We start from the raw sequence: 23752 nt of genomic DNA on the forward strand, positions 1-23752 counted from the left end.
CGACGCTATTGGATCTTCACAATCGACAGCCGCCTTCCTACCGTGTGGCCATGACAAGCTCGGCGGACGTCAACGGGATCACGGTCAGCTACGACGACTACGGTGACGGCCCGGCCGTCGTGCTGGTGCACGGCCACCCGTTCGACCGGTCGATGTGGTGGCCGCAGGTCGCCGCGCTGACCGCGATCGGCTACCGGGTGGTCGCCGCCGACCTGCGCGGCTACGGCGGCAGCACGGTGGTGCCGGGAAAGACCACCCTGGAGATGTTCGCCCGGGACACCTTCGCCCTCGTCGACCACCTGGGGCTCGACGAGGTGGTGCTGGGCGGCCTGTCGATGGGCGGCCAGATCGTGATGGAGTGCCACCGGCTGTTCGCCGACCGGATCGCCGGGCTGGTGCTGGCCGACACCTTCGCCCAGGGCGAGACGCCGGAGGGACACGCGCACCGCAACCGGGTCGCCGACCGGCTGCTGGCCGAGGGGATGGGCGGCTACGCCGCCGAGAACCTGCCCAGGATGATGGCCGCCTACAACGTCGCGGCCATGCCGGAGGTCGCCCGGCACGTGTACGCCATGATGCTGAACACCGCTCCGGAGGGCGCCGCCGCGGCCCTGCGCGGCCGGGCCGAACGCCGCGACTACACCGAGCTGCTCACCCGGGTCGAGGTGCCGACACTGATCGTGGTCGGACGCGACGACGAGTTCACCCCGGTCGCCGACGCCGAGTCACTGCACCGGCTGATCCCCGCGTCCGCACTGACCGTCGTCGACAACGCCGGCCACCTGCCGAACCTCGAGCAGCCGGAGGCGTTCAACGCCGCGCTGAAGACCTTCCTGGACCAGTGACGACCGGGTATCGTCCTGCGATCGTGAGCGAAGTTACTGATCAGTCACCGGAGTTCATGCCGCGGGTCGAGCCGAAGCGGGGTCCCGGCCGGCTGCTGCCGGCCCTGATCGCGCTGGTGGTCGGCGCCGGGGCGACCTTCGGCGGGCTCTACCTGGCGGGCTGGCGGGCGCAGCCGCAGCGGGAGTTCAACGTCTCGGTGTTCCTCAAGGAGACCGCGACCCAGCAGCAGAAGGACGCGGTCCAGGCGGCGCTGAAGAAGCTGCCGACCAAGGGCGACGTGCACCTGCAGAACCGGGCCGAGGCGTACGCCGAGATGAAGGACACCTACGCCCGGGCCGGGCAGCCGCTGCCCGACTACGTGACCGAGCAGAACCTGCCCGAGTCGTACCGGGTGGCCACCACCGGCCGCGAGTTCGACTGCGCGCCGGTGACGCCGCTGAAGGAGAACACCGGGGTGAACCGGGTCCTGGTGGTGATGACCGCGCTGTCCAAGGACAAGCCGGGCGCCGAGATCGGCTGCTGACCGCGTGCGGGCGCCGGCTCAGCCCGGCCGGCGCCCGGACGATCAGGCCTCGTCGTCGCCGACGGCCTTGAACAGGGCGGCGACCTCGGCGTTCGACAGGTGGCGGAAACCGCCGGGGCGCAGGTCACCGAGCCGGATCGGGCCGACCGCGGTGCGGATCAGCCGGGTCACCGGGTGACCCACCTCGTCCATCATCCGCCGCACGATGTGCTTGCGGCCCTCGTGCAGGGTGATCTCCACCTGCGCGGTCTTGCCGACGGCGTCGACCAGGCGGAACGCGTCCACCTTCGCCGGACCGTCCTCCAGCATCACGCCGGCCTGCAGGGCCCGGCCGACGGTGCGCGGCAGCGGGCCGACCACCTCGGCGAGATAGGTCTTGGAGACGCCGTACGACGGGTGCATCAGCTTGTGGGCCAGCCCGCCGTCGTTGGTGAGCAGCAACAGCCCCTCCGAGTCGGCGTCGAGCCGGCCGACGTGGAACAGCCGCTGCTCGAAGTTGTCGTCGAGGAAGTCGGCGAGCTCGGTGCGGCCCTTGTCGTCGTCGAGGCTGGAGACCACGCCCCGCGGCTTGTTCAGCGCGACGTAGACCAGCTTGGTGTTGGTGATCACCCGCTGCCCGTCGACGTAGATCTCGGCAGTGGCCGGATCGACCTTGTCGCCGAGTTTGGCGACCCGGCCGTTGACCGTGACGCGCCGCCGGAAGATCAGGTCTTCGCAGGCGCGCCGGGATCCAACACCGGCCGCCGCCAGGACTTTCTGGAGGCGTTCGGCGGTGTCAGCCTGAGGCATCAAGTACTTCTTCCACATCGTCGGGCAGGAACGGGGCGAGCGGCGGCAGCTGATCGACCGAGTTGAGGCCGAGCTTCTCCAGGAAGAGGCTGGTGGTCCGGTACAGGTATGCCCCGGTTTCCGGCTCGGTGCCGACTTCCTCGATCAGGCCGCGAGTGACCAGCGTACGCATGACGCCGTCACAGTTCACACCGCGGATGGCCGAGATGCGCGACCTGGTCACCGGCTGCTTGTAGGCGACCACGGCGAGTGTCTCCAGCGCGGCCTGGGTGAGCCGGACGGACTGGCCGTCGAGGACGAAGCGCTCGACGTACGCCGCGTACTCCGGACGGGTGTACAGCCGCCAGCCGCCGGCCGCGCGGCGCAGATCGAAACCGTGACCGGCCGCGGTGTAGCGCGCCGAGACGTCGTCGAGCAGGCGGGTGACCCGCTCCACCGGCTGCTCGGTCACCTCGGCCAGCTTCAGCTCGCTGGTCGGCTCGTCGACGACCAGCAGGATGGCCTCCAGCGCGGCGGTCAGCTCGGCGTCGTCGAGCGAGCGCTCGACGGCCTCCGGGGCGGCGGCCTGAGCCGGCACCACGACCGGGGTGATCTCCGCGACAGCGGCCGCGGCGTCCTGGAACCCGGCCAGGTAGGCGCCGGGGTCGTCGACCGGGGTGGCCGGCTCCCGCGGCTCGGGGGCCTCCTCGATCGGGTCGGGCACGGGGATCTCCGGCTCGACCTCGATCTCCGTCGGCTCCGGCTCCTGTCCCGGGATGTCCTGCGGCGCGTCCACCGCGTCCTGGAACTCACGGTCGGGCTCGTCGCGGCGGCGCTCCCACGGGGGCACCCACGCGCCCATCTGCGCGGCCAGGGACTCGGACTGCTCGTCGCTCACTGACTCTCCTCCACGGCCCCAAGATCACTGCCCGGGGCGACCGCGTCAAGCCGGTCGGCGCCCGGGTCCCCCGAACGGTCCGGCTTGTCGGTGATCTTCTCCGGGCTGCCCTCGTAGTCGTCGACGGTGAGCTCCGCCTCGCGGTCACCGCCGATCCAGCGAACGGTCAGCTCGTCCAGCGACACCGGCTGCTCGAAATCGATCAGATTCTGCCGATAGAGCTCCAGCAGCGCGAGGAACCGGGCGACCACCTCCAGGGTGCTCTCACAGTCGGCGACGAGCAGGCTGAAACTGGCCAGACCGGCCCGGCGCAACCGGTCGCGCAGCAGCTCGGCGTGCTCCCGGACACTGACCCGGACCTGGTGGATGTGCGCGATCGAGACCTGCGGCGGCCCCGGTTTCGGGGTGAACTGCTTGAGCGCCAGCTTGAACAGCCGCTGCGGGCCGATCCCGAGGACCAGGTCCGGCAGCGCCTGCGCATACCGCTCCTCCAGGGTGACCAGGCGCGGCCAGCGGCGCGCGCCGGTCGCCTCCAGCTCGGCCAGGTGCGCGGCGGCCTCCTTGTACGCCTTGTACTGCAGGAGGCGGGCGAAGAGCAGGTCGCGGGCCTCCAGCAGGGCCAGGTCCTCCTCGTCCTCCACCTCGGCCGAGGGCAGCAGACGGGCCGCCTTCAGATCGAGCAGGGTGGCGGCGACCAGCAGGAACTCGCTCGTCTCGTCGAGATCCCAGTCGTCGCCCATGCCGCGGATGTACGCGATGAACTCGTCGGTGACCTGGTGCAGGGCCACCTCGGTGACATCCAGCTTGTGCTTGCCGATCAGCTGCAGCAGCAGGTCGAAGGGGCCCTCGAAGTTGTGCAGCCGCACGGTGAAGCCGCCGGAGTCGGGGACGGCGGCATCCGGTGCCGGCGGGGCGGGCTCTTCAAGCACGTGCCGACCGTAGACCATGCCTGTGACAACGTGCTCCGGGCTCACGATCAGATCAACGTCACCGGGTCACGCGGGTTGCTGCCCGAACGACCGATGTCATCAGCTCACCGGCGGCCCGGGCTCGTCCGACTCCACCACCGCCGGGGCCGGCGGCACCGCGGCCGGGGCCGGGGCAGTGGCCGGTGGGGCCGTGGCCGGTGGGGCCGTGGCCGGTGGGGCCGGCGGCGCGGCGAAGGCGGGGAAAGCCGGCACCGACGTACGCAGATCCAGGATCGGCACCTCCGCCCCGAACGCCGGCCCGATCGGCACCACGAGACCCTGCGCGGCCACCTCGGCGCCCTCCCGGACCGCCGCGTGCACCGCCTCCCGCAACGCCCGCACCCGCTCCCCGCGCAGCAGATCCTCGGCCCGCACACCCTGCCCGACCATGCCGGCACCGACGTCCCGCAGGAAGTTCCCGAGCACCGTCGCCCCGCGCCGCCCGCGCCACATCGTCCAGCCCACGCTGAGCCCGCTTCCGTACGGGAAGATCGAGACCGCGATGCGGTAGTCGCGGTCCGCGATCAGCAGGCGGTTGTCGACCACCTCCGGCGGCAGCAGATCACTGCGCAGCCGTACGGCGTCGACCTCCACCGGGATCCCGCGCCGCCGCAGGGTCGCGTAGATCGCCGCGTACGCCGAGTCCGCACCCTGCCAGCGCTCCTCCAGCAGGGTGGTCCACTCCCCCACCGGCTCGTCGATCCGGACCGCCAGCAGCACCGTCCAGAACACGATGAAGCCGAGCATCGAGCCGGCCGACAGCATCCCGTCGCCGGGCGTGGTCCCGTCGCTCAGGCCGGGCCCGGAGACCGCGAAGAGCACCAGCGCCAGGAAGCCGAAGACCGCCCCGACGATCAGTGCGGGCACGGCCGCCCACAGCCAGAGCCGCAGCAGCGTCCCGGCCGGTACACCACGGTCCAGCACCGGCTCGGCCGGGCCGTGCCGCAGGCTCTGCATCCGGTAGGCGACGTCGCCGTTGCCCGGCCCCAGCGTGGAGATGCTCATCGGTCCTCCATCAGATCAGCGTCACCTGGATGCCGGTCGGTGTCGCCTGGGCGGCTCCGGCCAGCGGGAAGCGCAGGTCGGCGTTCGCAGACCGCTTCCGCCCGGCCGGGTCGGTGTAGCCGGCGATCCAGTGCACCTGTCCCCAGCCGGTGATCCGCACCCCCGACCCGGCCAGAAAGCCACCGTCGACGAACACCTCGGCCTGCGGATACGCGGTGATCGTCCAGCGCACCGCGACGCCGGTACCCGGTACGTTCAGCCCGAACGGGCAGCCGGGCGGCTGCGCGGCGGTGCTCGCCGCGCAGCGGTCCAGCCCGGCGCGCACCTGCCCACGGATGTCGTCGAGAGCGCCGTCGACCAGCTCCGGCACCCCGAACTGCAGCGGTGCGACGTAGTCGAACCCACCGTTCTGCACGAATCCGGTCGCCCGGCTCTCGCCGAACAGCGTGTCCGGGGCGGCGACCGCCTCGTAGGCGCCGGGGAAGGCCACGGTCACCCGGCCGGCGGCGCCGAGCCCGACCCCGTTCACGGTCACCTGCCGGCCGCGCTGCCCGGCCACGGCGAGCCGGACGAACGGCAACCGCAACCGCCAGCGGTGGTTCTCCTGGACCGCCAGGACGTTCTCGGTGATCGCCCGGTCGTCGGCGCGATAGTCGACCTGGACGATCCGGGCCGGGGCGCCGAACTGGGTGCCGGCGTCGGTCGTCGCGCGGACCTCCGCGTCGCGGGGGCGGTGCGCGCGGGCCTTCAGGGCGGTGTCGCTGAGCAGCGGGTACTGCGAGGTGTCGAGGTCGACGGAGCCGGCCACCAGGCGCAGGGCGGCGGTGGCGTCCCCGTCGGCCAGGGCGTCGAAGTAGCGCGCGGCGACGCTCCGCGGATCGTCGGCGACCCGGCGGGTCACCGCGATCGCCATCACACCCACGGCGAGCAGCAGCAGGAGCGCGATGAGCGGGGCGGGGCCTCTCCGGCGTACACCCGGATGGTGGTGATCCGGAACGGGCGCCGGGGGCGCGGTGGGCGTCGGCGGCGCGGCCGAGACGACCGGCGCGGCGCAGTAACCGCACCACTGCCGCTCCACCGCGACGTCACCCCCGCAACGGAAGCACAGGGTCGTCACCACGTCATCGGACGCTACCGGAAACCGGCTTTTCGCTCAGGAGCTTCCGAAACGGTCAACTGTTCGGTGCGCCCTACACTGGCCGCCATGCTCTTCCTGGTGGTCGCCTATGACGGGTCGGAGCTGCTCGACATCGCCTGCGTCACCTCGGCGCTCGCCATCGCGAACCGGATCGGCGCCGACCCGCCCTACCGCACCGTGCTGGCCACGCCGGGCGGCCGTCCGGTCGCCTGCGACTCCGGGCTGCGCCTCGACGCCGGTGCCGAGCTCGAACGGATCAACGAACCGCTCGACACCCTGCTGGTCACCGGCGGCAACGGGCACGAGCAGGCGGCGGCCAGCCCGATCGTCGTCGGACACGTCCGCCGGTTGGCGCCCCTCGCCCGCCGCATCGCCTCGGTCTGCACCGGCTCCACCGTGCTCGCCGCCGCCGGGCTGCTCACCGGACGAAGAGCGACGACCCATTGGCGGTACGCGGCGGAGCTGGCCGCCCGATACCCGGACGTCCTGGTCGACGCCGAGCCGGTGTGGATCCGCGACGGGCGGGTGGCGACCTCCGGCGGGGTGACCAGCGCGCTCGACCTCACCCTCGCCTTCATCGAGGAGGACCACGGGCCGACGATCGCGCGCGGGGTGGCCCTGGGGACGGTCGCCTACCTGCAGCGGCCCGGTGGGCAGGCGCAGATCAGCATGTTCCTGGCCCGGCGCGGGGCCGACGACTTCGTGTGCCGCCGGGCCACCGACCACGTCGCCGGGCATCTCACCGACGACCTGAGCAGCGGGGCGCTGGCCCGGCGGTTCGGGGTGAGCGAGCGGCATCTGACCCGGCTGTTCCAGGCCTACGTGCAGCTGACCCCGGCGCAATACGTGCGACGGGCGCGGACCGAGGCGGCCGCCCATCTGCTCGGGTCGACCGGGCTGCCGATGGCCGCCGTCGCCCGGCGGTGCGGTTTCGGGTCGACCGAGTCGCTGCGGCAGGCGTTCCTCGACCGCTACGGGATGCCCCCGTCCCGGTACCGGACCCGGCGACCCGCCCGGCTACGGCCCCTCGCGGACCTCCCCTCCCCGGGATGATCACAGGGATCCGGCCCGGCTGCCCACGAATCCGGACCTTCCCCCCGCCCGGGCGGGCGTGCGGGTGGTGGCGCGACACAGCATCGCGGCATGCAGATCGCCATCGTGCTCTACCCGGGGATGACCGCCCTGGACGCCATCGGGCCCTACGAGATCCTCCGGTTCCTGCCGGACAGCGAGGTGCGCTTCGTCGGGGCGGAGCCCGGGCCGGTGGTCACCGACAGCGGGGTGCTGGTCCTCGGGATCACCCACGGCTACGACGAGACGCCGCGGCCCGACCTGGTGCTGGTGCCCGGCTCCGGGCCGAACACCGCGACGGCGATGGTCGACCGGCAGCTCACCGATTGGCTGCGGCGGGTCCACGAGACGACGACGTGGACCACGTCGGTCTGCTCGGGCGCACTGATCCTGGCCGCCGCCGGGATCCTGCGGGGCCACCCGGCGACGACGCACTGGATCGCCCAGGACGCGCTGAAGTCCTTCGGCGCCGCCGCCCGCCGCGACGACCGCGTGGTCCGGTCCGGCAGGATCCTCACCGCGGCCGGGGTGTCGGCCGGGCTGGACCTGGCGCTGTGGCTGACCGGCGAGATCGCCGGCCGCGACCACGCCGAGACGGTGCAGCTCTTCATCGAGTACGACCCGCGGCCACCGTTCGACGCCGGCCACCCGTCCAAGGCCCGCCCGGAGATCTTCGACCGCGCCGACCGCCTGGGCCGCCGCATCGCGATGTCACCCGGCGCGTTCCGGGCGGTCGCCACGGTCGCCTGGCAGCAGGCCCTCCGGCGCACCCGCCGCACCGCGGAGAACCGCCGCGGCGACCTTGACCGCGGCCGCAACCGGCGGTGACCACCCCGCCGACCACCGCGGCCACGGGTGCGAAAGCCGCGGCAGCCCAGCCGTCCACCGCGGTCACGGGTGCGAAAGCCGCGGCAGCCGTCACCCCGCCGCGTCGCGGTAGCGCAGCCAGGCCGCGAAGGCCCGCACCTCGGCCTCCTGGTCGGCCGTCAACCCGGCGGTGCCGGCCGGCAGGCCACCGGTGACCGGCGGCGCGCTGACGCGATAGGGCCGGGGCGGCAGCCTCAACGCCGCGCGGGTGGCCGCGTCCACCCGCTGGAGGGTGGCCCGGGCATCGTCGTCCGGCAGGTCGAGGTGCTCGGCGAGCCGTTGCTGCGCGACGGCCAGCGCCGGGAGGGCCGCGCCGTACACCGCGCGTCCCTGCTCCGTCAGTTCCACCAGCGTGCTGCGCCGGTCGGCGGCATTGGGCGTGCGGGCCAGCTCACCGCGCGCCTGGCAGCGGCGCAGCATGGCCGACAGCGTGGTGGGCGACATGCCGGTCCACTGGGACAGCTGGGTGGCGGTCACCGGACCGAGGTCGCTGACCAGGCCGTACAGCGCGAACTCGTCCACGGACAACGGGCTGTCGGCGAGCTCCTCGGCGACGAGTGCGGTGGCCACCGAGGAGAGCAGCCAGATGTCGACGAGAACGTTCTTGGGGCCCGGCATGGGGAGCAGCATACCAATCAAGTATTGCGTTTTCGCAGTAACTAGTGCGAGACTGCAGCGACTGATGCTCTACCACCCGGAGGAGACACACCGTGGTCACCACCGCACCCGTGCGGCTGTCCCGTTCCCTGCAGCGCCTCGCCGGCGTCGCCGGTCTGCTCGGCGCCACCGTGCTCGTGGTCAACGCGGCCAAGCGCGCGCACCTCGTTCCGACGTCCGCGGTGACGCAGTTGCTCGCACCGTTGGCCGAGGTCTTCGCCCTGGCCCTGATCACCGCCCTCTACCTGATCTGCGAGGGGCGGATCGGCCGGCTCGGCCGGCTCACCTTCGCGGTGAACTACGTCGCGCTGGCCGCGCTCGTCGGCGTCGAGTTCGTCATCAACCTGGTGTTCTCCCGGCTGAGCACGGATCAGATAGCGGATCTGCGCGCCGGCCCGCTGGGCGTGGCGCTGACCGTCGCGTCCATCCTGTTCCTGCTGGGATCGGTGGGCTTCGCCATCACCCTGGCGTCCACCGCGATCCCGCCCCGAGGCGCACTGGCGCTCTACGCCCTGGGGTCGGTGCCGGTGGCACTGCGCGCCTTCGTGCCGGAACAGGTTCTCGACGTGTCCCTGTTCGTGCTGGCCATCGGGGTGTCCTGGCTGTCGGCGTGGCTGGTCGGCACCCGTCGCGCCGACGGCTGACAACACCGGAGCGCACCCGTCGCGCCGAGGGCTGACAACACCGGAGCGCACCCGTCGCGCCGAGGGCTGACGACACCGGAGCGTCCCCGCCGGCATCGATCAAGGCCACCGTTTGCCGGCCGGGCCGGCACCGGGGTCCGCCCATGGCGCGTGCCCGCGGACCCCACGGAGGATCCGGAAGTGCCGGCGGCGGGTCAGCCGCAGGACGAGCCCGGCGGGAACCCCGAAAGCGCGAACACCGGCACCGGCCGGGAAGTCGTCGATGCCGACGATGCGGTAGGCGGCGCCGCGGTGCAGGACCGTGCAGCCGCCGGCCGCCTCGGCGTTGCGCAGCCAGGCGACGTCCGGGCCGTAGGTGAGTTCGGCGATGAAATCCGGGCCGCGCCGGACCAGGAGCAGCGGGGTCTCGTAGCGGGTGCCGGTGCGGCGGCCGACGTGCTGGACGACCGACAGCGGGCCCCAGCCGCGGTGGACCGTGGCGATCGCCGGGCGGTTGATCGTGTGCTTCAGCAGCCGGAACCAGATCCGCTTGGCTCTGCCCATCCCCACCGTCCCATCCCACCATGCCCGCCCTCGCCGGCACCGGCCGCCAGCGCTCACGACGAGGGCCGGGCACGGTGGACGGACGACGCGGGCGAGCGCGCGGGGGTTGCGCCGGACGGCTCGGGGTACCAGCCGGTCATGCCCCCGACAGTCGTGATCACCGGAGCTTCCAGCGGCGTCGGACGGGCCAGCGCGCTCGCGTTCGCCCGATGCGGCGCACGGCTCGCGCTCGCCGCCCGGTCCGCGGAAGCGCTGGAAACGGTCGCCGCCGAGTGCCGCGCGCTCGGGGCGCGGGTGGTGACCGTCGTCGCCGATGTCACCGAGCCGGCGATGGTGCGGGAGGTCGCCGCCGCCGTCGACCGCGTGGACGTCTGGGTGCACACCGCGGCGGTGATGGCGTACGGGCGGTTCGAGGACGTGCCGGTCGAGGTGTTCGACCAGGTGGTGCGGGTCGACCTGCTCGGGGCGGCGAACGTCGCACGGGTCGCACTGGAGACGTTCCGGCGGCAGCGGCGCGGGGTGCTGATCTTCGGCGGGTCGCTGCTGGGGACGGTGGTGACGCCGTACACGAGCTCGTATGTGACCAGCAAGTGGGGGCTGCGCGCACTCGTTCGGGCATTGCGGCTGGAGACCCGGGACGCCGCCGACATCCATGTCTGCCTGGTGTCGCCGGGGGCGGTGGACACCCCGATCTACCGGCGGGCGGCCAACTTCGCGGGGCGGTACGGGCAACCGCCGCCGCCGGTGGATTCGCCGGAGAAGGTGGCGGCGGCGATCCTGCGGTGCGCGCGGCGGCCGCGGGGCACGGTGAACGTCGGGATCGCGAACAAGATCATCAGCTTGGGGTTCGTGGTGACGCCGGCGCTGTACGACGTGCTGGTGGGGCCGCTGATGCGACGCGGCGGACTGTCCCGGGAGCGGGTCGGGCCGCACAACGGCAACGTGTTCACCCCGGTGCACCACGCCGCCGCCGAGGACCGCCGATGACCCGCGTCCGGGGGTCTCAGGCCCAGGCGCGCAGGAAGAAGTGGCCGAGCACGTCGAGGATCATCAGGACCAGCGGATAGCCACCGGGGAACAGGCTGAAGATCAGCAGCAGCAGGACGCCGATGTTCTTGTCCTCGAACCACAGCCGCATCCACTGCATTCCGTGCCCGGGGCGGGGGATCGCGTTGTACAGGATGCCGAACCCGTCCAGCGGCGGGATCGGGATCAGCGCGAGCAACCCGAACGCCAGCAGTCCCACCCCGAACGACAACAGCACCTGCTGGCCGTACGGCAGCGGGCCGTCGACGCCGTGCAACACCATGCCGACCGTCAGGCTCTGGAACCGGAAGTCGTCGGCGGAGATCAGCGCGAACGCCGCGACCAGCAGCTCACCGGCGAGGATGCAGGCGACCGGACCGGCCGCGAAGACCGCCGCCGCCCGGCCCCGGCCCCGCCAGCGCGGCACGTCGTCGACGGTGAGGATCTTGCCCCAGCCCATGCCGCCGAGGGCCGCACCGACCGCACCGAACGGGTCCAGGTCGTGGCGCAGGCTGGGGGTGAGACGGTCGCCGCGCTCGGCGAGGCCGACAGTGCGTGCGGTGAACCGGATCGCGACGGCGCGCAGCATCACGGCAGCGATGAAGGAGACGACCAGTGCGGCGAACGCGACCGGTGTCCCGAGCGCGAACAGCACGGAACCGGCGACCTATCCTCGTTCTGCCTTGGAGGCGATGACCTCGCGAGCCAGCTGACGGTAGTTGCGGGCGCCCGAGGACGCCGGGTCCAGCGTAGTGATCGGGGCGCCGGCCACGGTCGACTCCGGGAACTTCACCGTCTTGGTGATGACCGTCTGGTACACCTTGTCGCCGAACGCCTCGACCACGCGCTGCAGCACCTGGCGGCAGTGGGTGGTGCGGGAGTCGTACATGGTGGCGAGGATGCCTTCGAGTTCCAGGTCGAAGTTGAGCCGCTCGCGCACCTTGTCGATGGTGTCGAGCAGCAGGGCGACACCGCGCAGCGAGAAGAACTCGCACTCCAGCGGGATGAGCACGCCGTGCGCGATGGTGAGCGCGTTGATCGCCAGCAGGCCCAGCGAGGGCTGGCAGTCGATCAGGATGAAGTCGTACTCCTTGCGGACCGAGCGCAGCGCCCGGGCCAGGGCCATCTCCCGGGCCACCTCGTTGACCAGCTGGATCTCGGCCGCGGAGAGGTCGATGTTGGCCGGCAGCAGGTGCAGCCCGGCGACATCGGTCTTGATGATGACGTCCTCGGTGGTGACGTCGTCCTGCATGAGCAGGTTGTAGATGCTCAGGTCGAGGTTGTGCGGGTTGACCCCGAGCCCGACCGAGCAGGCGCCCTGCGGGTCGAAGTCGACCAGGAGCACCTTGCGGCCGTATTCGGCCAGGGCGGCGCCCAGATTGATGGTGGTGGTCGTCTTCCCGACACCACCTTTCTGGTTCGCCAAAGCGATGATCCGCGCGGGGCCGTGCCGATCGGTCGGCATCGGCTCCGGGATCGGACGGCGCATCGTGTACGCCGTGGGGTCGGCAGGACCGAGGTCGGCGCCCAGATCCAGGGAATTCTGCTGATCGCGGAGCGCGGTGGTCCAGGCCTCCGCACGGTCGTTCCCTGACATCGCCCTCGCCCCCTCCCGACTCGATGCCCGACTGTACGCCACACGCGCCGCCCTGTCGGGGTCAGCCGTTCGGCGTGTCGCACCTAAGGGTGCGTAGCTTCTAACGAGCGCGCGGGTGGGAGGTCGCGTAGACCTCCCGCAGGCGCTCGACGGTCACCAGCGTATACACCTGTGTCGTGGTGACCGAGGCGTGTCCCAGCAGTTCCTGAACGACGCGCACATCGGCCCCGCCGTCGAGCAGATGCGTGGCGTAGGAGTGACGCAACGTGTGCGGGCTGACCGCGTGCGGCCCGTCGACCGGCAGGCCGGCCGCGGTGGCGCAGCGGTGCAGCACGGTCCAGGCGCTCTGCCGGGACAGCCGGCCGCCACGGGCGTTCAGGAAGATCGCCGGGGTGCCCCGCCCGGCCTCGGCCAGGGTGGGCCGGGCCCGCACCAGATAGGCCTGCAACGCGGTACGGGCGTAGCCGCCGACCGGGACGAGCCGGGTCCGGCCACCCTTGCCGCGCAGCGTGGCGGCACTGTCCGCACCCAGTTGCAGGTCGTCGATGTCGGCGCCGACCGCCTCGGAGATCCGCGCCCCGGTGCCGTAGAGGAACTCCAGCAGGGCCCGGTCCCGCAGACCCAACGGGTTGTCCGCGGCGGGCACCGCGAGCAGTCGTTCGACCTGGTCGGTGTCGAGCGCCCGGGGCAGCCGCCGGGGTGGCGCGGGCGGATGCACGTCGGCCGCCACGTCCTGCGCGACCAGACGTTCGCGGACGGCGAACCGGTGCAGGCCGCGGACCGCGCTGATCGCCCGGGCGGCCGACGACGAGGCGAGACCCTCGTCACGCAGGGTGGCCAGGTGGCCGGTCACGTCGGCCGGGCGGACCCGGTCGAGGTCCTCGATGCCGGCCGCGACCAGCCGTTCGGCGTACCGGTCGAGGTCGCGGCGGTACGACGCGAGCGTGTTGCGGGACAGTCCACGCTCGACGCCGAGATGGTCCAGGTACGCCTTTATCGCCCGGTCGAGTGTCAGCTCAGCACCTCCGTCAGCAACGTCACCGGCATCCCGTGCGCCTCGGCCACCGGGCCGTAGACGACGTGACCGTCGTGGGTGTTGAGCCCGGCGGCCAGCGCCCGGTCGTGGCGCAGCGCGTCGCGCCAGCCCCGGTTGGCCAGTTCCAGAGCGTACGGGAGGGTGACGTTGGTCAACGCGTAGGTGCTGGTGTGCGGCACCGCCCCGGGCATGTTCGCGACGCAGTAGAACATCGATCCGTGCACCCGGTAGGTCGGGTCGTCGTGGGTGGTCGGCCGGGACGCCTCGAAGCAGCCGCCCTGGTCGATCGAGATGTCGACCAGCACGCTGCCCGGTTTCATCCGCTCCACCAGATCGTTGGAGATCAGCGTCGGCGCTTTCGCACCGGGCACCAGGACCGCGCCCACCACCAGGTCCGCGTCGAGCACGGCGCGTTCGATCTCGTACGCGTTGGAGGCGATCGTCTGCAGGTGCCCGCGATAGTCGGCGTCGGCGGCCCGCAGCCGGGCGATGTTGCGGTCCAGCAGCTTGACCTCGGCCTGCATGCCGAGCGCGATCGCGGCCGCGTTCATCCCGGACACACCGGCCCCGATCACCACCACCTTGGCCGCGTAGACGCCGGGCACCCCGCCCATCAGCACGCCGCGGCCGCCGCCCTGGCGCATCAGGTGGTACGCGCCGACCTGGGGCGCGAGCCGACCGGCCACCTCGGACATCGGGGCCAGCAGCGGCAGGGACCGGTCGGCGAGCTCGACGGTCTCGTAGGCGATCCCGGTCACCCGGTGTTCCATCAGCGCGTCGGTGCACTCCCGGGAGGCGGCCAGGTGCAGATAGGTGAACAGCACCTGGCCGGGCCGCATCCGATGGTATTCGCTGGCCACCGGCTCCTTGACCTTGAGCACCAGGTCGGCTTCGGACCACACCGAGTCGGCGTCGGGCAGGATGGTGGCGCCGGCCTCGCGGTAGTCCGCGTCGGTGATCGAGGAGCCGAGTCCGGCCGCGCTCTGAACGAACACCTGATGTCCGGCCCGGGCGAACTCGAACACGCCGGCCGGGGTGATCGCCACCCGGAACTCGTTGTTCTTGACCTCGCTGGGAATGCCGATTTTCACCGTATTACCCCCTTTGACCGGCACGCTACCCACTCGGTATCACCGCAAGGGAGACTTACCGGTACGGTCGCCCGATGAGTGGCGGCTTTCCCTGGCTTCTCGTCGACCAGAACATCGACGACGGCGACGCGGTCGTGGCGGCGTGCGCCGACATCGACGGCCTGTTCGCCGACCCGGGTGAGCCGCCGGTCGAGCGGTACACGCTGCTCGGCTGCGCCCCGGCCGGCCGGCTGCGCGCGGCCTGCGACGGCTACGGCGCGCCCTGGCTGGGCAACATCGGACTGGAGACGATCCACCGGCCGGAGTCGAAGCATCCCCGGGAGTGCTGGGAGTGCACCGAGGAGTTGCTCGACCTCACCGTGGTGTCGGCCAGCCCGACCGGCTACGGGGTGTTCGACGTGGTCCTGGAGGGCCGGCTGCGGATCGATCCGGAGCACCGCAAGCGGCGCCGCGGGCCGGACCGGGCCCCGGAGGCCGACGGCTACGTGCTGACCGGGATCACCGGCGAGGGCGAGGAGACGTTCGGCACCTGCCAGGACGTGTCCGGAGTGTTCCGGTCCCGGCCGCAGCGGGTGCCGGCACCGGCGACGCTGATCGGCTGCCGGCCCGAGCCGCGGCTGCGGCGGGCGATCGACGCGTTCACCCGGGGCGCCGCCCGGCACCGGCGGATGATCATCGCGTCGATCTTCAGCGTGGCCGACGACGGCACCGCGACGCACATGCTGGACAGCGGGCTGGGCGCCGAGGTGTCCGCCGTGCGCCCGTCGGTGCTCGGCGACGGGCTGCTCGACGTCGACTTCGGGAGCTCCTACGGGGATGCGATCAAAGGCGGTCGCCCGCACGGGGCCCGGGAGATCTGGGAGCGCTGGCAGGCCGGACGACCGACCGAGCGGGGGCAGTGGGCGGCGTACCCGGCGGCGCTGCGGCACGAGTGGGCCGGCGCCGCGCTGGCCCACCACCGGCCGGGGCCGGACCGGCCGGCCGGGCGGACGTACCACCTGGACGGCCGGCACGTGACCGACGAGGACGGCTTCTACTGCGCGATCGGCGAGGCGATCAACGGCCCGGGCGGATACTTCGGGTGGAACGCCGGAGCGCTGCACGACTGCCTGCTCGGCGGCTGGGGCGCGGCGCCCGGCTTCCGGCTCGTCTGGCACGACTCGGCGGTGGCCCGCAAGCACCTGGTCCCCGGTTACGACCGCCGCGACTGGTGCCCGGCGATCACCATGGACCACCTCCTCGCCTGGCTGGCCGAGGACGGGGTCGAGGTCGACCTGCGCTGATCACGCCGGCCGCGGAGGTGCCGTCCGCGCCGCGACCGGCGATCCCGGCCGCCCTAGTTGGACACCCTGGCCAGCCGGTCCTTGAGACCCTGGCCGAAGGCGGTGGCGGTGCCGTTGTGGTTGCTGATCAGCGACGGGCCGGTCGAGCAGTCCCAGGTGTTCCAGGTCCAGCCCAGGTAGCCGACCTGGTGCGCGTCCGCCCAGTCCATCAGGGGGTCGATGAACCCGTGGGCGCAGTCGTTCTCGCCGATCTCGCTGAGTGTCAGCGGGACCTGCGCGGCGACCGGCGCCAGCTGGCTGTTCCAGCAGGCGGTGGTGGCACACGTGTTGAAGTTGTAGATGTGCGCGAAGGCGGCCAGGTTGTTCAGCGGGTCGCTCGGCTTGTAGGTGAGCCACTGGCTGAGGTCGTTGGCGTAGGCCAGCCCGCCGACCAGGATCACGTTGGTGGCCCCGGTCGCCCGGACCGCGTTGACCAGGCTCTGGAAGCCCGCCACCGGGTAACCGATGCCGGTGCAGGTGCCGCCGTCACGCCAGCACTTCCAGCCGCTGGTGGCGTCGCCGGTGGCCCGCTCCGGGTAGGGCTCGTTGAACAGGTCGAAGACGACCGCGTCGTCGCCCTTGAAGGCGCCGGCCACCCCGGTCCAGAAGGACGGGGCGTACTGCGCGTCGGGCATCGGCTTCTGGCAGGTCGCCTTGACGTCGCTGCACCCGGACGACGGGCCGGTGTACAGGCCGTGGTTCCAGTGCATCTCGACGATCGGCGTGATGCCGTTCCTGACCAGCAGGGTCACGTAGTCCTTGACGGCCGTCTGGTAGACCGCGCCGCCGTACGCCGCGGGCACGTCCGCCGTGCCCAGCCAGCACTCCTCGTTCAGCGGCACCCGGACCGTGCGGATCTTCCAGGTGCGCATGGCGTCGATCGAGGCCTGGTCCATCGGGCCGTCCCAGATGCCGTTGCCCTGAATGCAGGCGAACTCGCCACCGGAGCGGTTGACCCCGAGCAGCCGCCGCGTCTCTCCGGCGGCGGTGACCAGCTTGTTGCCACTGACTTTCAGAGCGGGGGCGGCGCCGGACGGCGGAGGCGGGGTGGACGGCGACGCGGGAACCGTCCCGTTGCACGCCACTCCGTTCAGGGTGAAGGCGGCCGGCACCGGGTTGGCGCCGCTGAAGGTGCCGGTGAAGCCCACACCCACGGTCGCGCCGGTGGCCAGTGAGCCGTTCCAGCCCATCGAGGCGGCGGTGACGTGCGCGCCGCTCTGGCTCCAGGTCGCGCTCCAGCCCTGGGTCACCCTTTGCCCGCTGTCCGGGAAGTCGAAGCCGAGGCTCCAGGAGGTGAGCGGGTCGCCGAGGTTCTTGACGCTGACGTCGCCCTGGAAGCCGCCGGGCCACTGGCTGGCGATCTTGTAGGTGACGGAGCAGCCGGCACTGGCCGCGGACGCCGGGGGCAGCGCTGTGACCAGGGTGCCCGCGGTGGCCAGCGCACCGGCCGCGAACAACGCCATCGTGCGGAGTCTCATGGGGGATACCAATCGACGGGGACGGATTGGGAGCGCTCCCATTCTGTCCCTCGTTCAACGAGTACGCAACATTCAACCGAGCAGTCGTGCCCGCAGCGCCGCCGCCCCGCTGCCGTGCAGCTCGTCGAGCACCACCGGGCGCCCCGTCATCGCCAGCATCAGCGCCTCCCCCGCGCCCCGCACGGTCAGCAGGCCCTGACCACCCTCCCAGTCCAGGTCGGTGGCGATGAACCGCAGCCCGTCCAAGCGGCCACGCGCCACGAACGAGCCGCGCGCCTTCGGGCTGATCAGGAAGTCCAGCGCGAGCAGCATCCGTTCGGGCACCAGGTCCCGGGTCAACCCGAGCGGGCGGCAGATGTCCTGCCCGTGCACCTGCAGATCGGTGAGCTGCCCGAACGGCCCGACCACCGGCGGGTTGAAGTCGAACTCGGCGTTCGCCCGCAGCTGCAGCGCGATCTCGTCGGCGGTCAGGTCCAGCGCCAGGTCGCGGACCAGGTCGGCATTGGCCCGGTGCACCCGGAAGCCGTGCCGGATCACCGCCGGCACGATCCGCCGGGCCCCGAAGATCCACGGCGCGCAGAGGTGCGCCGCCACCTCGTGCACCGTCCAGCCGGCACAGAGGCTGGGCGTGATCAGCTGACTCGGCTTCAGCGACTCGATCAGCTCCGCGATCCGGCGGCGCTCATCGGCGATCATCGACAGCATGTCCACAGCGGACAAGTTACCGTGCGACACCGGATGATCACTGGAATGCGTGCCGGTTCCGGTCGGCCCACCCTCCGAAAGTGCCCGCCGGACGCCCCAGCACCCGCTCGACATCCGGGGTGATCCGCTGCTCAGCGGCGGTCGGCGCGCCGAGGATGGCGAGTGTGCCATCGACGACCGGCGCCGGCATGAATCCCAGCATCTGCGCACGGGCCTCGTCCACGGTCTGCTCGACGAAGCGCACCGCCTCGCCGAGCGCCTGACCGATCCGGGCCGCCCGCTGCCGCGGTGTGCTCAGCTCCGGCCCGGTCAGCTCGTAGACCCGCCCCGCGTGCGCCGGATCGGTCAGCGCCGCGGCCGCCACCCCGGCGATGTCCCGCGGGTCGACCAGCGGCAGCCCGACGTCACCGAACGGGGCTCGCGCCTCCCGCCGGGCGCGGATCGACTCGGCCCAGGCCAGCGCGTTCGAGGCGAAGCCGCCCGGCCGCAGCACCGTCCACTCCAGCCCGGACCCCCGCACGGTCTCCTCCAACGCCCGCAGCGGGGCGTGCGCCGGCCGGGCCGCGGCGCCCTGCGAGGACAGCAGCACGACCCGCCGCACCCCGGCGGCTTTCACCTCGTCCAGGATGGTCGGCCCATCCAGGTGCGCACCGGCGCCCGAGACCAGCAGGAAGAACGCCTCCGCCCCGGCCAGCGCCGGCCGTAGGCTCGGCGGGTCGGCCAGGTCGGCCGGCCACCGCGGCGCCGCGCGGGACACCGCCCGCACCCGTGCGCCGCCCTCGGTCAGCGTCGCCACCAGCGGCCGGCCCACATTGCCGGTCGCCCCCGTCACCACGATCATTGCGACTCCCTCTCCGGTCCCTCGTGGACCTGTGAGAAAGACGCTAAATGCCTGGACACGGTAGGTACCTAGAGGATAGTAATGATTTTGTGACGAGCGTTACCAGCACCGACCCCCTGCAGGCCTGCCCGATCGCCCCGGTGGTCGACATCGTCTTCAGCCGATGGACCACACCGATCCTCTGGACGCTGCACGAGAGCGGCCGGCTGCGTTTCGTCGAGCTGGAGCGCCGCCTCCCGACGATCACGCCGAAGGTGCTCACCCAGCGGCTGCGGCAGCTGGAACGCGACGGCCTGATCACCCGCACCTACCACGCGGAGGTGCCGCCGCGCGCGGAGTACGAGATCAGCGACCTGGGCCGCAGTCTCGCCCCGGTCTTCGCCCAGCTGGCCACCTGGGCCGGCGGTCACCTGGGCGAGGTGGACCGGGCACGCGCCGCTTACGACGCGACGAAGATGCAGAGCATGTGACCGGCCGGGTCGGCATAGACGCGCAGCGGCTCGTCCTCGTCGTCGCTGCGGTCGAACCGCAGCGTGGCGCCCAGGCTCAGGGCCCGCTCGTGCTGCCGGTTCAGCTCGGCCACCGAGTCCACCGCGGTGTCCAGGTGCATCTGCTGCGGGACGGTGCCGTCCGGCCAGGTGGTCGGTTTCAGCCCGGGCTCCTGCTGGAAGGCGAGCCGCATGCCGCCGTCACCCTCCAGCACCAGCCAGTCGCGGCCCTTCTCGTCGTCCTCCCCCGGTGCCGGGGGCTCGTCGCCGGGCCGATATCGCAGGCCCAGCAGGTGCCGGTAGAACTCGGCCAGGGCCCGCGCGTCCGGCGTGTCCAGCACCACGGACTGCAGCTTCGGAAAGGTCACGATCCCCTCCATCCAGTAGGGCGTCGTGAACCTACTACCCGGGTCCGACAAAATATCGCCGTGCTCCTCAAGGTGATCGTCTGCGAAGTGACCGACGTGGCCGGCTTCGCCGCCGCGCAGGCCGGCTGGTCGGCGCTGCGCGGCCGGCCCGGCTTCCTGGCCCAGGCGGGCGGCTGGAGCGACCCGTGCACCGCCCGGATCGTCGGCTGCTGGCGGGACCGGGCCGCCCTGCGGGCGTTCATGGCCGACGGCCACGACGCGATCGCCGCCGGCCAGCGCGACACCTTCCGGCGCGCCGAAGTGCACCACTTCCAGGTGGTCCGCGCCTTCGGCAAGCCGTTCCCGGCCACCCTCGCCACCGCCCGGATCATACGGTTCGCGTACGGTCCGTCCCATCCTCCGGCCGATGCCGATTTTGTCCGGCCCGGGCACACGCTCGCCGCGCTGCTCGCGGTCGCCGACGACGGGCAGCCGTTGGCGGTCGCCGCGTGCTCGTCCGGAGACGGCGTCCCGCTGGAACCGGCCTGGACGGTGTGACCACCCCCTTTGGCCCCTGCGCCGGCCGCAACTCGGTACCTTCTTGCATGTGCTGGACGATCTTGCAACGGTGGACTGGGCGTCGCTGACCCACGCGTACGGCCCGGCGGAGGACGTCCCGGACCTGATCCGGGCGCTCGCCGGCGGTGACGACGACGCGCTGCACGACCTGCACGGCAACATCTGGCACCAGGGCACCGTCTACCCGGCCACCGCGCCCGCGGTGCCGTTCCTGATCCGGATCCTGGACGCGCCCGGCGCCGACCCGGCCGGGGTGCTCGGGCTGCTCGCCGTGATCGCCACCGGCGCCGGCTACCACGACGTGCACGAGCACGACCAGGCGGTCCGCGCCGGCCTGGCGATGCGCGAGCGGATCGCCGCCGAGCACGGCTGGGTCGCCGCCGCGCGCACCGCGGTCGCCGCCGGCCTGCCCAGCTACCTCCGGCTGCTCGCCGCCCACCCGGAGGACCCGGTGCGGACCGCGGCGGCCGGGGTGATCGGCACGCTCGGGCCGCAGGTGGCCGGCGGCGCCTCCGCGGCCCTGCGCCAGGCCGCCGCCGGGGACCGCTCCGAGGTGGTCCGCGCGGCCGCCGTGCTGGCCCTGGGCGACCGCGGCGAGACCGCCGACGACCGGCTCGCCGACCCGGCCCCGCTGGTGCGGGTGACCGCCGCGCTGGTGCTGGCCGCCGCGGACCCGGCGGCGGCGCTGCCCGGTCCGGTCGTGCAGATCCTGGAACGTGACACGCCCGACGCGTTCAGCCTGATCGAGGAGCTGCCGGCGCACGGCAGCGACCCGCTGCCGTGGGTGCTGCGCCGGCTGCGGCCCCGGTGGGAGCTGCAGGTCCGGCTGGTCGCCGGCTGGCTGCGGCACCCCGAGGAGGCGGTCCGCGAGGACGCCGCGTTCGCCGCCGACGAGCCGCTGCTGCGCTGGCGCCCGGCGGCCGGCCGACTGGTCCGGCCGCTCGCCGAGGCGCTCGACGACCCGGCCGAGAAGGTGCGCTCCTGGGCCGGGCGGCGGCTCGCGGTGTCCGGTTCCGCGGCCGCGCCGGTCACCGGGCTGCTCGCCGACGCCATGCGGCGCCACGACGACCGGTCCGCCCTGGTGGCGCTCGCCCGGCTGGCCGATCCACGGGCCGACGCGTACCTCGCCGGGCAGCTCACCGCGGGGCGCTGCGACGGGCTCGGCCCGGCCCTGGACCTGCTCGGCCCCTGGGCCACCGCCACCCGCGACGTGCTCGCCGGCGTGCTCCCGGCCGCCCCTGCAAGCCTGCGCGACCCGCTGCTGCGGGCGGCGGCCCGCACCGGGGTGCCGGCCGGCGATCTGGTCCCGCTGCTGCGCCGGTTCGCCCGGGAGCATCCGGTCACCGTCGCGACCGTCCTGGGTGATCTCGGCCCGGCCGCCGCCGACGCGCTGCCCGACCTGGCCGCACTGGGCAGCGAGCGGGCCCGGCACGCCGTCGCCCGGGCGTTCTGGCGGATCGCCGGCGACCCGTCCGCCGCCCTGCGCCTGCTGCGCGCCACCACCCTGGACGCCGCCGCCCGGGCGCTGGTCGCCGACCTGGGCCCGGCCGCCGCCGAGTTCGCCGGCCCGCTGCGCGAGCTGTTCGCCGCGCCGGACTGCGCGACGGCCGGTGAGGCGGCGGTCGCCTACTGGCGGGTGACCGGCGAGGCCGCACCGGTCGTCCCGGTCCTCACCGCCCACCTCAGGTGCCGCCGGTCGGCGCTGCAGGTGGTCGCCTGCCTCGGCGAGATCGGCCCGGCCGCGGCCGCCGCCGTCCCGCTGCTGCGCGCCGAGGTGGAGCCGCCGCTGCCGGTCTGGACGCACGGCGCCGACTACGACCGGATCCTCAAGGACGAGGCGTGGCGGGCGGCGTGCACGGCGACCCTGAACCGGATCTCCGGGGCACCCTAAGGGCTACGCCGGATGGATCTTCGGGGCGGCGCGGGCGTTCGATGAATCGGTCAGCATCACTCGATCCGAGGAGTCGGCATGCGCCTGACCGCCGTGTTCACCGCACTCGCCCTGGCCGCCGGCCCGGTGGCGGTACACCGCCCGCCCGGCCTGGACTGGGGCCCGTGCGAGCAGCCGGACGCGAACCTCACCTGCGCCACCCTGACCCTGCCGGTGGACTGGGCCGACCCGCACGGCGCCACCTTCGGCACGGTGGTGACCAAGCGGGCCACGCCGCACCAGGACGCCAGGGTGGGCACGCTCGTCTTCGGCCCCGGCGGGCCGGGCGACTCCGGGGTGGACCGGGTCCGGATCAACAACCGGTTCAGCGCCGAACAGCGGGATCGGTTCGACATCGTCAGCTTCGACCCCCGTACCGTCAAGCGGACGGCCGCGCCCACCTGCGCGCCGGAACCGGACCGCCCGCCCCTCATCCTGCGCGACCAGGCGGATTTCGACGCCGCGGTGACCACCAACCGGTCCTACTGGCAGCGGTGCCGGGCGAGCAACGAGGTGTTCGCGCACGCCGACTCGGTGAGCATCGCCCGCGACCTGGACGCGCTGCGACGGGCGCTCGGCGAGCGGCGGCTGACCTTCCAGGGCAGCTCCTACGGCACGGTGCTGGGCCAGATGTACGCCGAACGGTTCCCCGATCGGGTGCGTGCCATCGTGCTGGAGAGCGTCTTCGACCCTTACCTGCCGCTCACCGAGTTCGTCCGCTCCGAGGCCGCCGCCTCGCAGGACGTTTTCGAGGAGTTCGTGGCCTGGTGTGCCGGGCACACCGGGTGCGCGCTGCACGGCAGCGACGTCCGCGCCGTCTGGCGGTCCGTGCTGCACGACTACCCGGGCGTGAGCACCTTCGAGGTGGCCGCGCTGCCGATGGGCCTGACCCCGAACTGGGCGCTGCTGGCCACCACGATCAGGAACGCGGCGAACGGCACGCCCCCGCCGGTACCGAAGCTCGACGTGGCCTCCGGGATCTTCTGCGCGGACTTCCCGGCGGACGTCCGCGACTTCCGTGCCTACCAGCGGCTGCTCGCGATCACCGCGAAGGTGTCACCGGACGTGCCGTACGGCGCCGGGATGCTGGCGATCCGCACCTGTCTGGGCTGGCCGCAGCCGCTCGCCAACCCGCCGCACCGCCTCGACGTGCACACCCGCACCCCGCTGCTGCTGCTCAACGCCGTGCACGACCCGCGGACGCCGTACGGCTGGGCCCGGCACGTCGCCACCGAACTGGGCGCCAGCGGTCGGTTGGTCACCTACGAGGGCGCCGGCCACGGCTCGTACCAGGCCACCGCCTGCACCACCGCGATGGTCGACCGCTACCTGATCGACCTCACGATCCCGCCGCCGGGCGCGTCGTGCCCGGCGGCGGAGTGAG

26 protein-coding genes are annotated in these 23752 nt (G+C 72.8%); 11 read left to right on the forward strand and 15 right to left on the reverse strand.

Annotated elements, in window-relative coordinates; all coding sequences use genetic code 11:
- The first annotated feature begins 50 nt into the window (after positions 1 to 50).
- Positions 51 to 845, forward strand: a complete 795-nt coding sequence (locus tag ACSP50_RS31050) for an alpha/beta fold hydrolase (RefSeq protein ID WP_014693267.1) — start codon at positions 51 to 53, stop codon at positions 843 to 845.
- A 23-nt stretch (positions 846 to 868) separates the two neighbouring features.
- The gene (locus ACSP50_RS31055) at positions 869 to 1369 is read left to right on the forward strand and encodes a permease-like cell division protein FtsX (protein WP_155123689.1); all 501 of its coding nucleotides are present in this window, start codon (positions 869 to 871) and stop codon (positions 1367 to 1369) included.
- Positions 1370 to 1411: 42 nt separating this feature from the next.
- Here ACSP50_RS31055 and ACSP50_RS31060 read toward each other — a convergent pair whose 3' ends face one another.
- The 5 genes from ACSP50_RS31060 to ACSP50_RS31080 all read right to left on the reverse strand — a co-directional run bounded on the left by ACSP50_RS31060 (position 1412) and on the right by ACSP50_RS31080 (position 6128).
- Positions 1412 to 2176 (reverse strand): pseudouridine synthase, encoded by a 765-nt coding sequence (locus ACSP50_RS31060; RefSeq protein WP_014693269.1) that lies wholly within the window; start codon positions 2174 to 2176, stop codon positions 1412 to 1414.
- Positions 2145 to 3035 carry an SMC-Scp complex subunit ScpB gene (scpB, locus tag ACSP50_RS31065; RefSeq protein ID WP_014693270.1) on the reverse strand — a complete coding sequence of 297 codons (891 nt, stop codon included), beginning with the start codon at positions 3033 to 3035 and terminating at the stop codon, positions 2145 to 2147. The genes ACSP50_RS31060 and scpB overlap by 32 nt, the downstream gene beginning before the upstream one ends.
- The gene (locus ACSP50_RS31070; RefSeq protein WP_014693271.1) at positions 3032 to 3982 is read right to left on the reverse strand and encodes a ScpA family protein; all 951 of its coding nucleotides are present in this window, start codon (positions 3980 to 3982) and stop codon (positions 3032 to 3034) included. The genes scpB and ACSP50_RS31070 overlap by 4 nt, the downstream gene beginning before the upstream one ends.
- 81 nt (positions 3983 to 4063) lie before the next feature.
- On the reverse strand, positions 4064 to 5008 hold the full coding sequence (locus ACSP50_RS43595) for a hypothetical protein (RefSeq protein WP_014693272.1): 945 nt from the start codon (positions 5006 to 5008) through the stop codon (positions 4064 to 4066).
- 10 nt (positions 5009 to 5018) lie between these two features.
- Positions 5019 to 6128: a hypothetical protein gene (locus tag ACSP50_RS31080; RefSeq protein ID WP_014693273.1), complete on the reverse strand. Its 1110-nt coding sequence runs from the start codon at positions 6126 to 6128 to the stop codon at positions 5019 to 5021.
- Positions 6129 to 6212: 84 nt separating this feature from the next.
- Between ACSP50_RS31080 and ACSP50_RS31085 the strand changes: the two genes are divergently transcribed.
- Together ACSP50_RS31085 and ACSP50_RS31090 are read left to right on the forward strand one after the other, a co-directional pair.
- Entirely contained in the window at positions 6213 to 7199 is a 987-nt protein-coding gene (locus ACSP50_RS31085; RefSeq protein ID WP_014693274.1) for a GlxA family transcriptional regulator, read from the forward strand.
- Between the two features lie 90 nt (positions 7200 to 7289).
- The gene (locus tag ACSP50_RS31090) at positions 7290 to 8045 is read left to right on the forward strand and encodes a DJ-1/PfpI family protein (RefSeq protein WP_014693275.1); all 756 of its coding nucleotides are present in this window, start codon (positions 7290 to 7292) and stop codon (positions 8043 to 8045) included.
- Positions 8046 to 8135: 90 nt separating this feature from the next.
- On the opposite strand, the gene ACSP50_RS31095 is transcribed toward ACSP50_RS31090, so the two are convergent.
- Positions 8136 to 8702 (reverse strand): MarR family winged helix-turn-helix transcriptional regulator, encoded by a 567-nt coding sequence (locus tag ACSP50_RS31095; protein WP_157432811.1) that lies wholly within the window; start codon positions 8700 to 8702, stop codon positions 8136 to 8138.
- 92 nt (positions 8703 to 8794) lie between these two features.
- On the opposite strand from ACSP50_RS31095, the gene ACSP50_RS31100 reads away from it, so the two are divergent.
- Positions 8795 to 9385 (forward strand): hypothetical protein, encoded by a 591-nt coding sequence (locus tag ACSP50_RS31100; RefSeq protein ID WP_014693277.1) that lies wholly within the window; start codon positions 8795 to 8797, stop codon positions 9383 to 9385.
- A gap of 99 nt (positions 9386 to 9484) precedes the next feature.
- Here the strand turns inward: ACSP50_RS31100 and ACSP50_RS31105 are convergent, their stop codons facing one another.
- Complete coding sequence (locus ACSP50_RS31105) at positions 9485 to 9928, reverse strand: hypothetical protein (protein ID WP_014693278.1); 444 nt, start codon at positions 9926 to 9928, stop codon at positions 9485 to 9487.
- A gap of 138 nt (positions 9929 to 10066) precedes the next feature.
- Here ACSP50_RS31105 and ACSP50_RS31110 point away from each other — a divergent pair, with 138 nt between their 5' ends.
- The gene (locus ACSP50_RS31110; RefSeq protein ID WP_014693279.1) at positions 10067 to 10915 is read left to right on the forward strand and encodes an SDR family NAD(P)-dependent oxidoreductase; all 849 of its coding nucleotides are present in this window, start codon (positions 10067 to 10069) and stop codon (positions 10913 to 10915) included.
- A gap of 16 nt (positions 10916 to 10931) precedes the next feature.
- Here the strand turns inward: ACSP50_RS31110 and ACSP50_RS31115 are convergent, their stop codons facing one another.
- From ACSP50_RS31115 to ald, 4 genes are all read right to left on the reverse strand, one after another.
- A complete protein-coding gene (locus ACSP50_RS31115) occupies positions 10932 to 11609 on the reverse strand; it encodes a hypothetical protein (protein WP_014693280.1) in 678 nt (225 codons plus the stop codon).
- Between the two features lie 12 nt (positions 11610 to 11621).
- The gene (locus ACSP50_RS31120; RefSeq protein ID WP_014693281.1) at positions 11622 to 12551 is read right to left on the reverse strand and encodes a ParA family protein; all 930 of its coding nucleotides are present in this window, start codon (positions 12549 to 12551) and stop codon (positions 11622 to 11624) included.
- A gap of 100 nt (positions 12552 to 12651) precedes the next feature.
- Positions 12652 to 13566, reverse strand: coding sequence for a site-specific tyrosine recombinase XerD (gene xerD, locus ACSP50_RS31125; protein ID WP_043515883.1), 915 nt, complete (start codon positions 13564 to 13566; stop codon positions 12652 to 12654).
- Positions 13563 to 14678, reverse strand: coding sequence for an alanine dehydrogenase (gene ald, locus ACSP50_RS31130; protein WP_043512536.1), 1116 nt, complete (start codon positions 14676 to 14678; stop codon positions 13563 to 13565). Before ald ends, xerD begins: the two co-directional genes overlap by 4 nt.
- A gap of 74 nt (positions 14679 to 14752) precedes the next feature.
- Here ald and ACSP50_RS31135 point away from each other — a divergent pair, with 74 nt between their 5' ends.
- Entirely contained in the window at positions 14753 to 15961 is a 1209-nt protein-coding gene (locus ACSP50_RS31135; RefSeq protein ID WP_014693284.1) for a barstar family protein, read from the forward strand.
- 53 nt (positions 15962 to 16014) lie between these two features.
- On the opposite strand, the gene ACSP50_RS31140 is transcribed toward ACSP50_RS31135, so the two are convergent.
- From ACSP50_RS31140 to ACSP50_RS31150, 3 genes are all read right to left on the reverse strand, one after another.
- Entirely contained in the window at positions 16015 to 17463 is a 1449-nt protein-coding gene (locus tag ACSP50_RS31140; protein WP_231956754.1) for a cellulose binding domain-containing protein, read from the reverse strand.
- A gap of 87 nt (positions 17464 to 17550) precedes the next feature.
- Positions 17551 to 18183, reverse strand: a complete 633-nt coding sequence (locus ACSP50_RS31145) for a maleylpyruvate isomerase family mycothiol-dependent enzyme (protein WP_043515886.1) — start codon at positions 18181 to 18183, stop codon at positions 17551 to 17553.
- 37 nt (positions 18184 to 18220) lie between these two features.
- Positions 18221 to 19024 (reverse strand): NAD(P)H-binding protein, encoded by an 804-nt coding sequence (locus ACSP50_RS31150; RefSeq protein ID WP_014693287.1) that lies wholly within the window; start codon positions 19022 to 19024, stop codon positions 18221 to 18223.
- 89 nt (positions 19025 to 19113) lie between these two features.
- Between ACSP50_RS31150 and ACSP50_RS31155 the strand changes: the two genes are divergently transcribed.
- Positions 19114 to 19494: a helix-turn-helix domain-containing protein gene (locus ACSP50_RS31155; RefSeq protein ID WP_043512538.1), complete on the forward strand. Its 381-nt coding sequence runs from the start codon at positions 19114 to 19116 to the stop codon at positions 19492 to 19494.
- On the opposite strand, the gene ACSP50_RS31160 is transcribed toward ACSP50_RS31155, so the two are convergent.
- Positions 19464 to 19880, reverse strand: coding sequence for a VOC family protein (locus ACSP50_RS31160; RefSeq protein WP_014693289.1), 417 nt, complete (start codon positions 19878 to 19880; stop codon positions 19464 to 19466). The two genes, ACSP50_RS31155 and ACSP50_RS31160, sit on opposite strands and share 31 nt — an antisense overlap.
- Positions 19881 to 19940: 60 nt before the next feature.
- Between ACSP50_RS31160 and ACSP50_RS31165 the strand changes: the two genes are divergently transcribed.
- From ACSP50_RS31165 to ACSP50_RS31175, 3 genes are all read left to right on the forward strand, one after another.
- Complete coding sequence (locus tag ACSP50_RS31165) at positions 19941 to 20417, forward strand: YdbC family protein (protein ID WP_014693290.1); 477 nt, start codon at positions 19941 to 19943, stop codon at positions 20415 to 20417.
- A gap of 49 nt (positions 20418 to 20466) precedes the next feature.
- Positions 20467 to 22329: a hypothetical protein gene (locus ACSP50_RS31170; RefSeq protein ID WP_155123691.1), complete on the forward strand. Its 1863-nt coding sequence runs from the start codon at positions 20467 to 20469 to the stop codon at positions 22327 to 22329.
- Between the two features lie 78 nt (positions 22330 to 22407).
- Positions 22408 to 23751, forward strand: coding sequence for an alpha/beta hydrolase (locus tag ACSP50_RS31175; RefSeq protein ID WP_014693292.1), 1344 nt, complete (start codon positions 22408 to 22410; stop codon positions 23749 to 23751).
- The last annotated feature ends 1 nt before the right edge of the window (position 23752 follow it).

Origin of the sequence: Actinoplanes sp. SE50/110 (assembly GCF_900119315.1) — a bacterium.
In the GTDB taxonomy this organism is placed as follows: domain Bacteria; phylum Actinomycetota; class Actinomycetes; order Mycobacteriales; family Micromonosporaceae; genus Actinoplanes.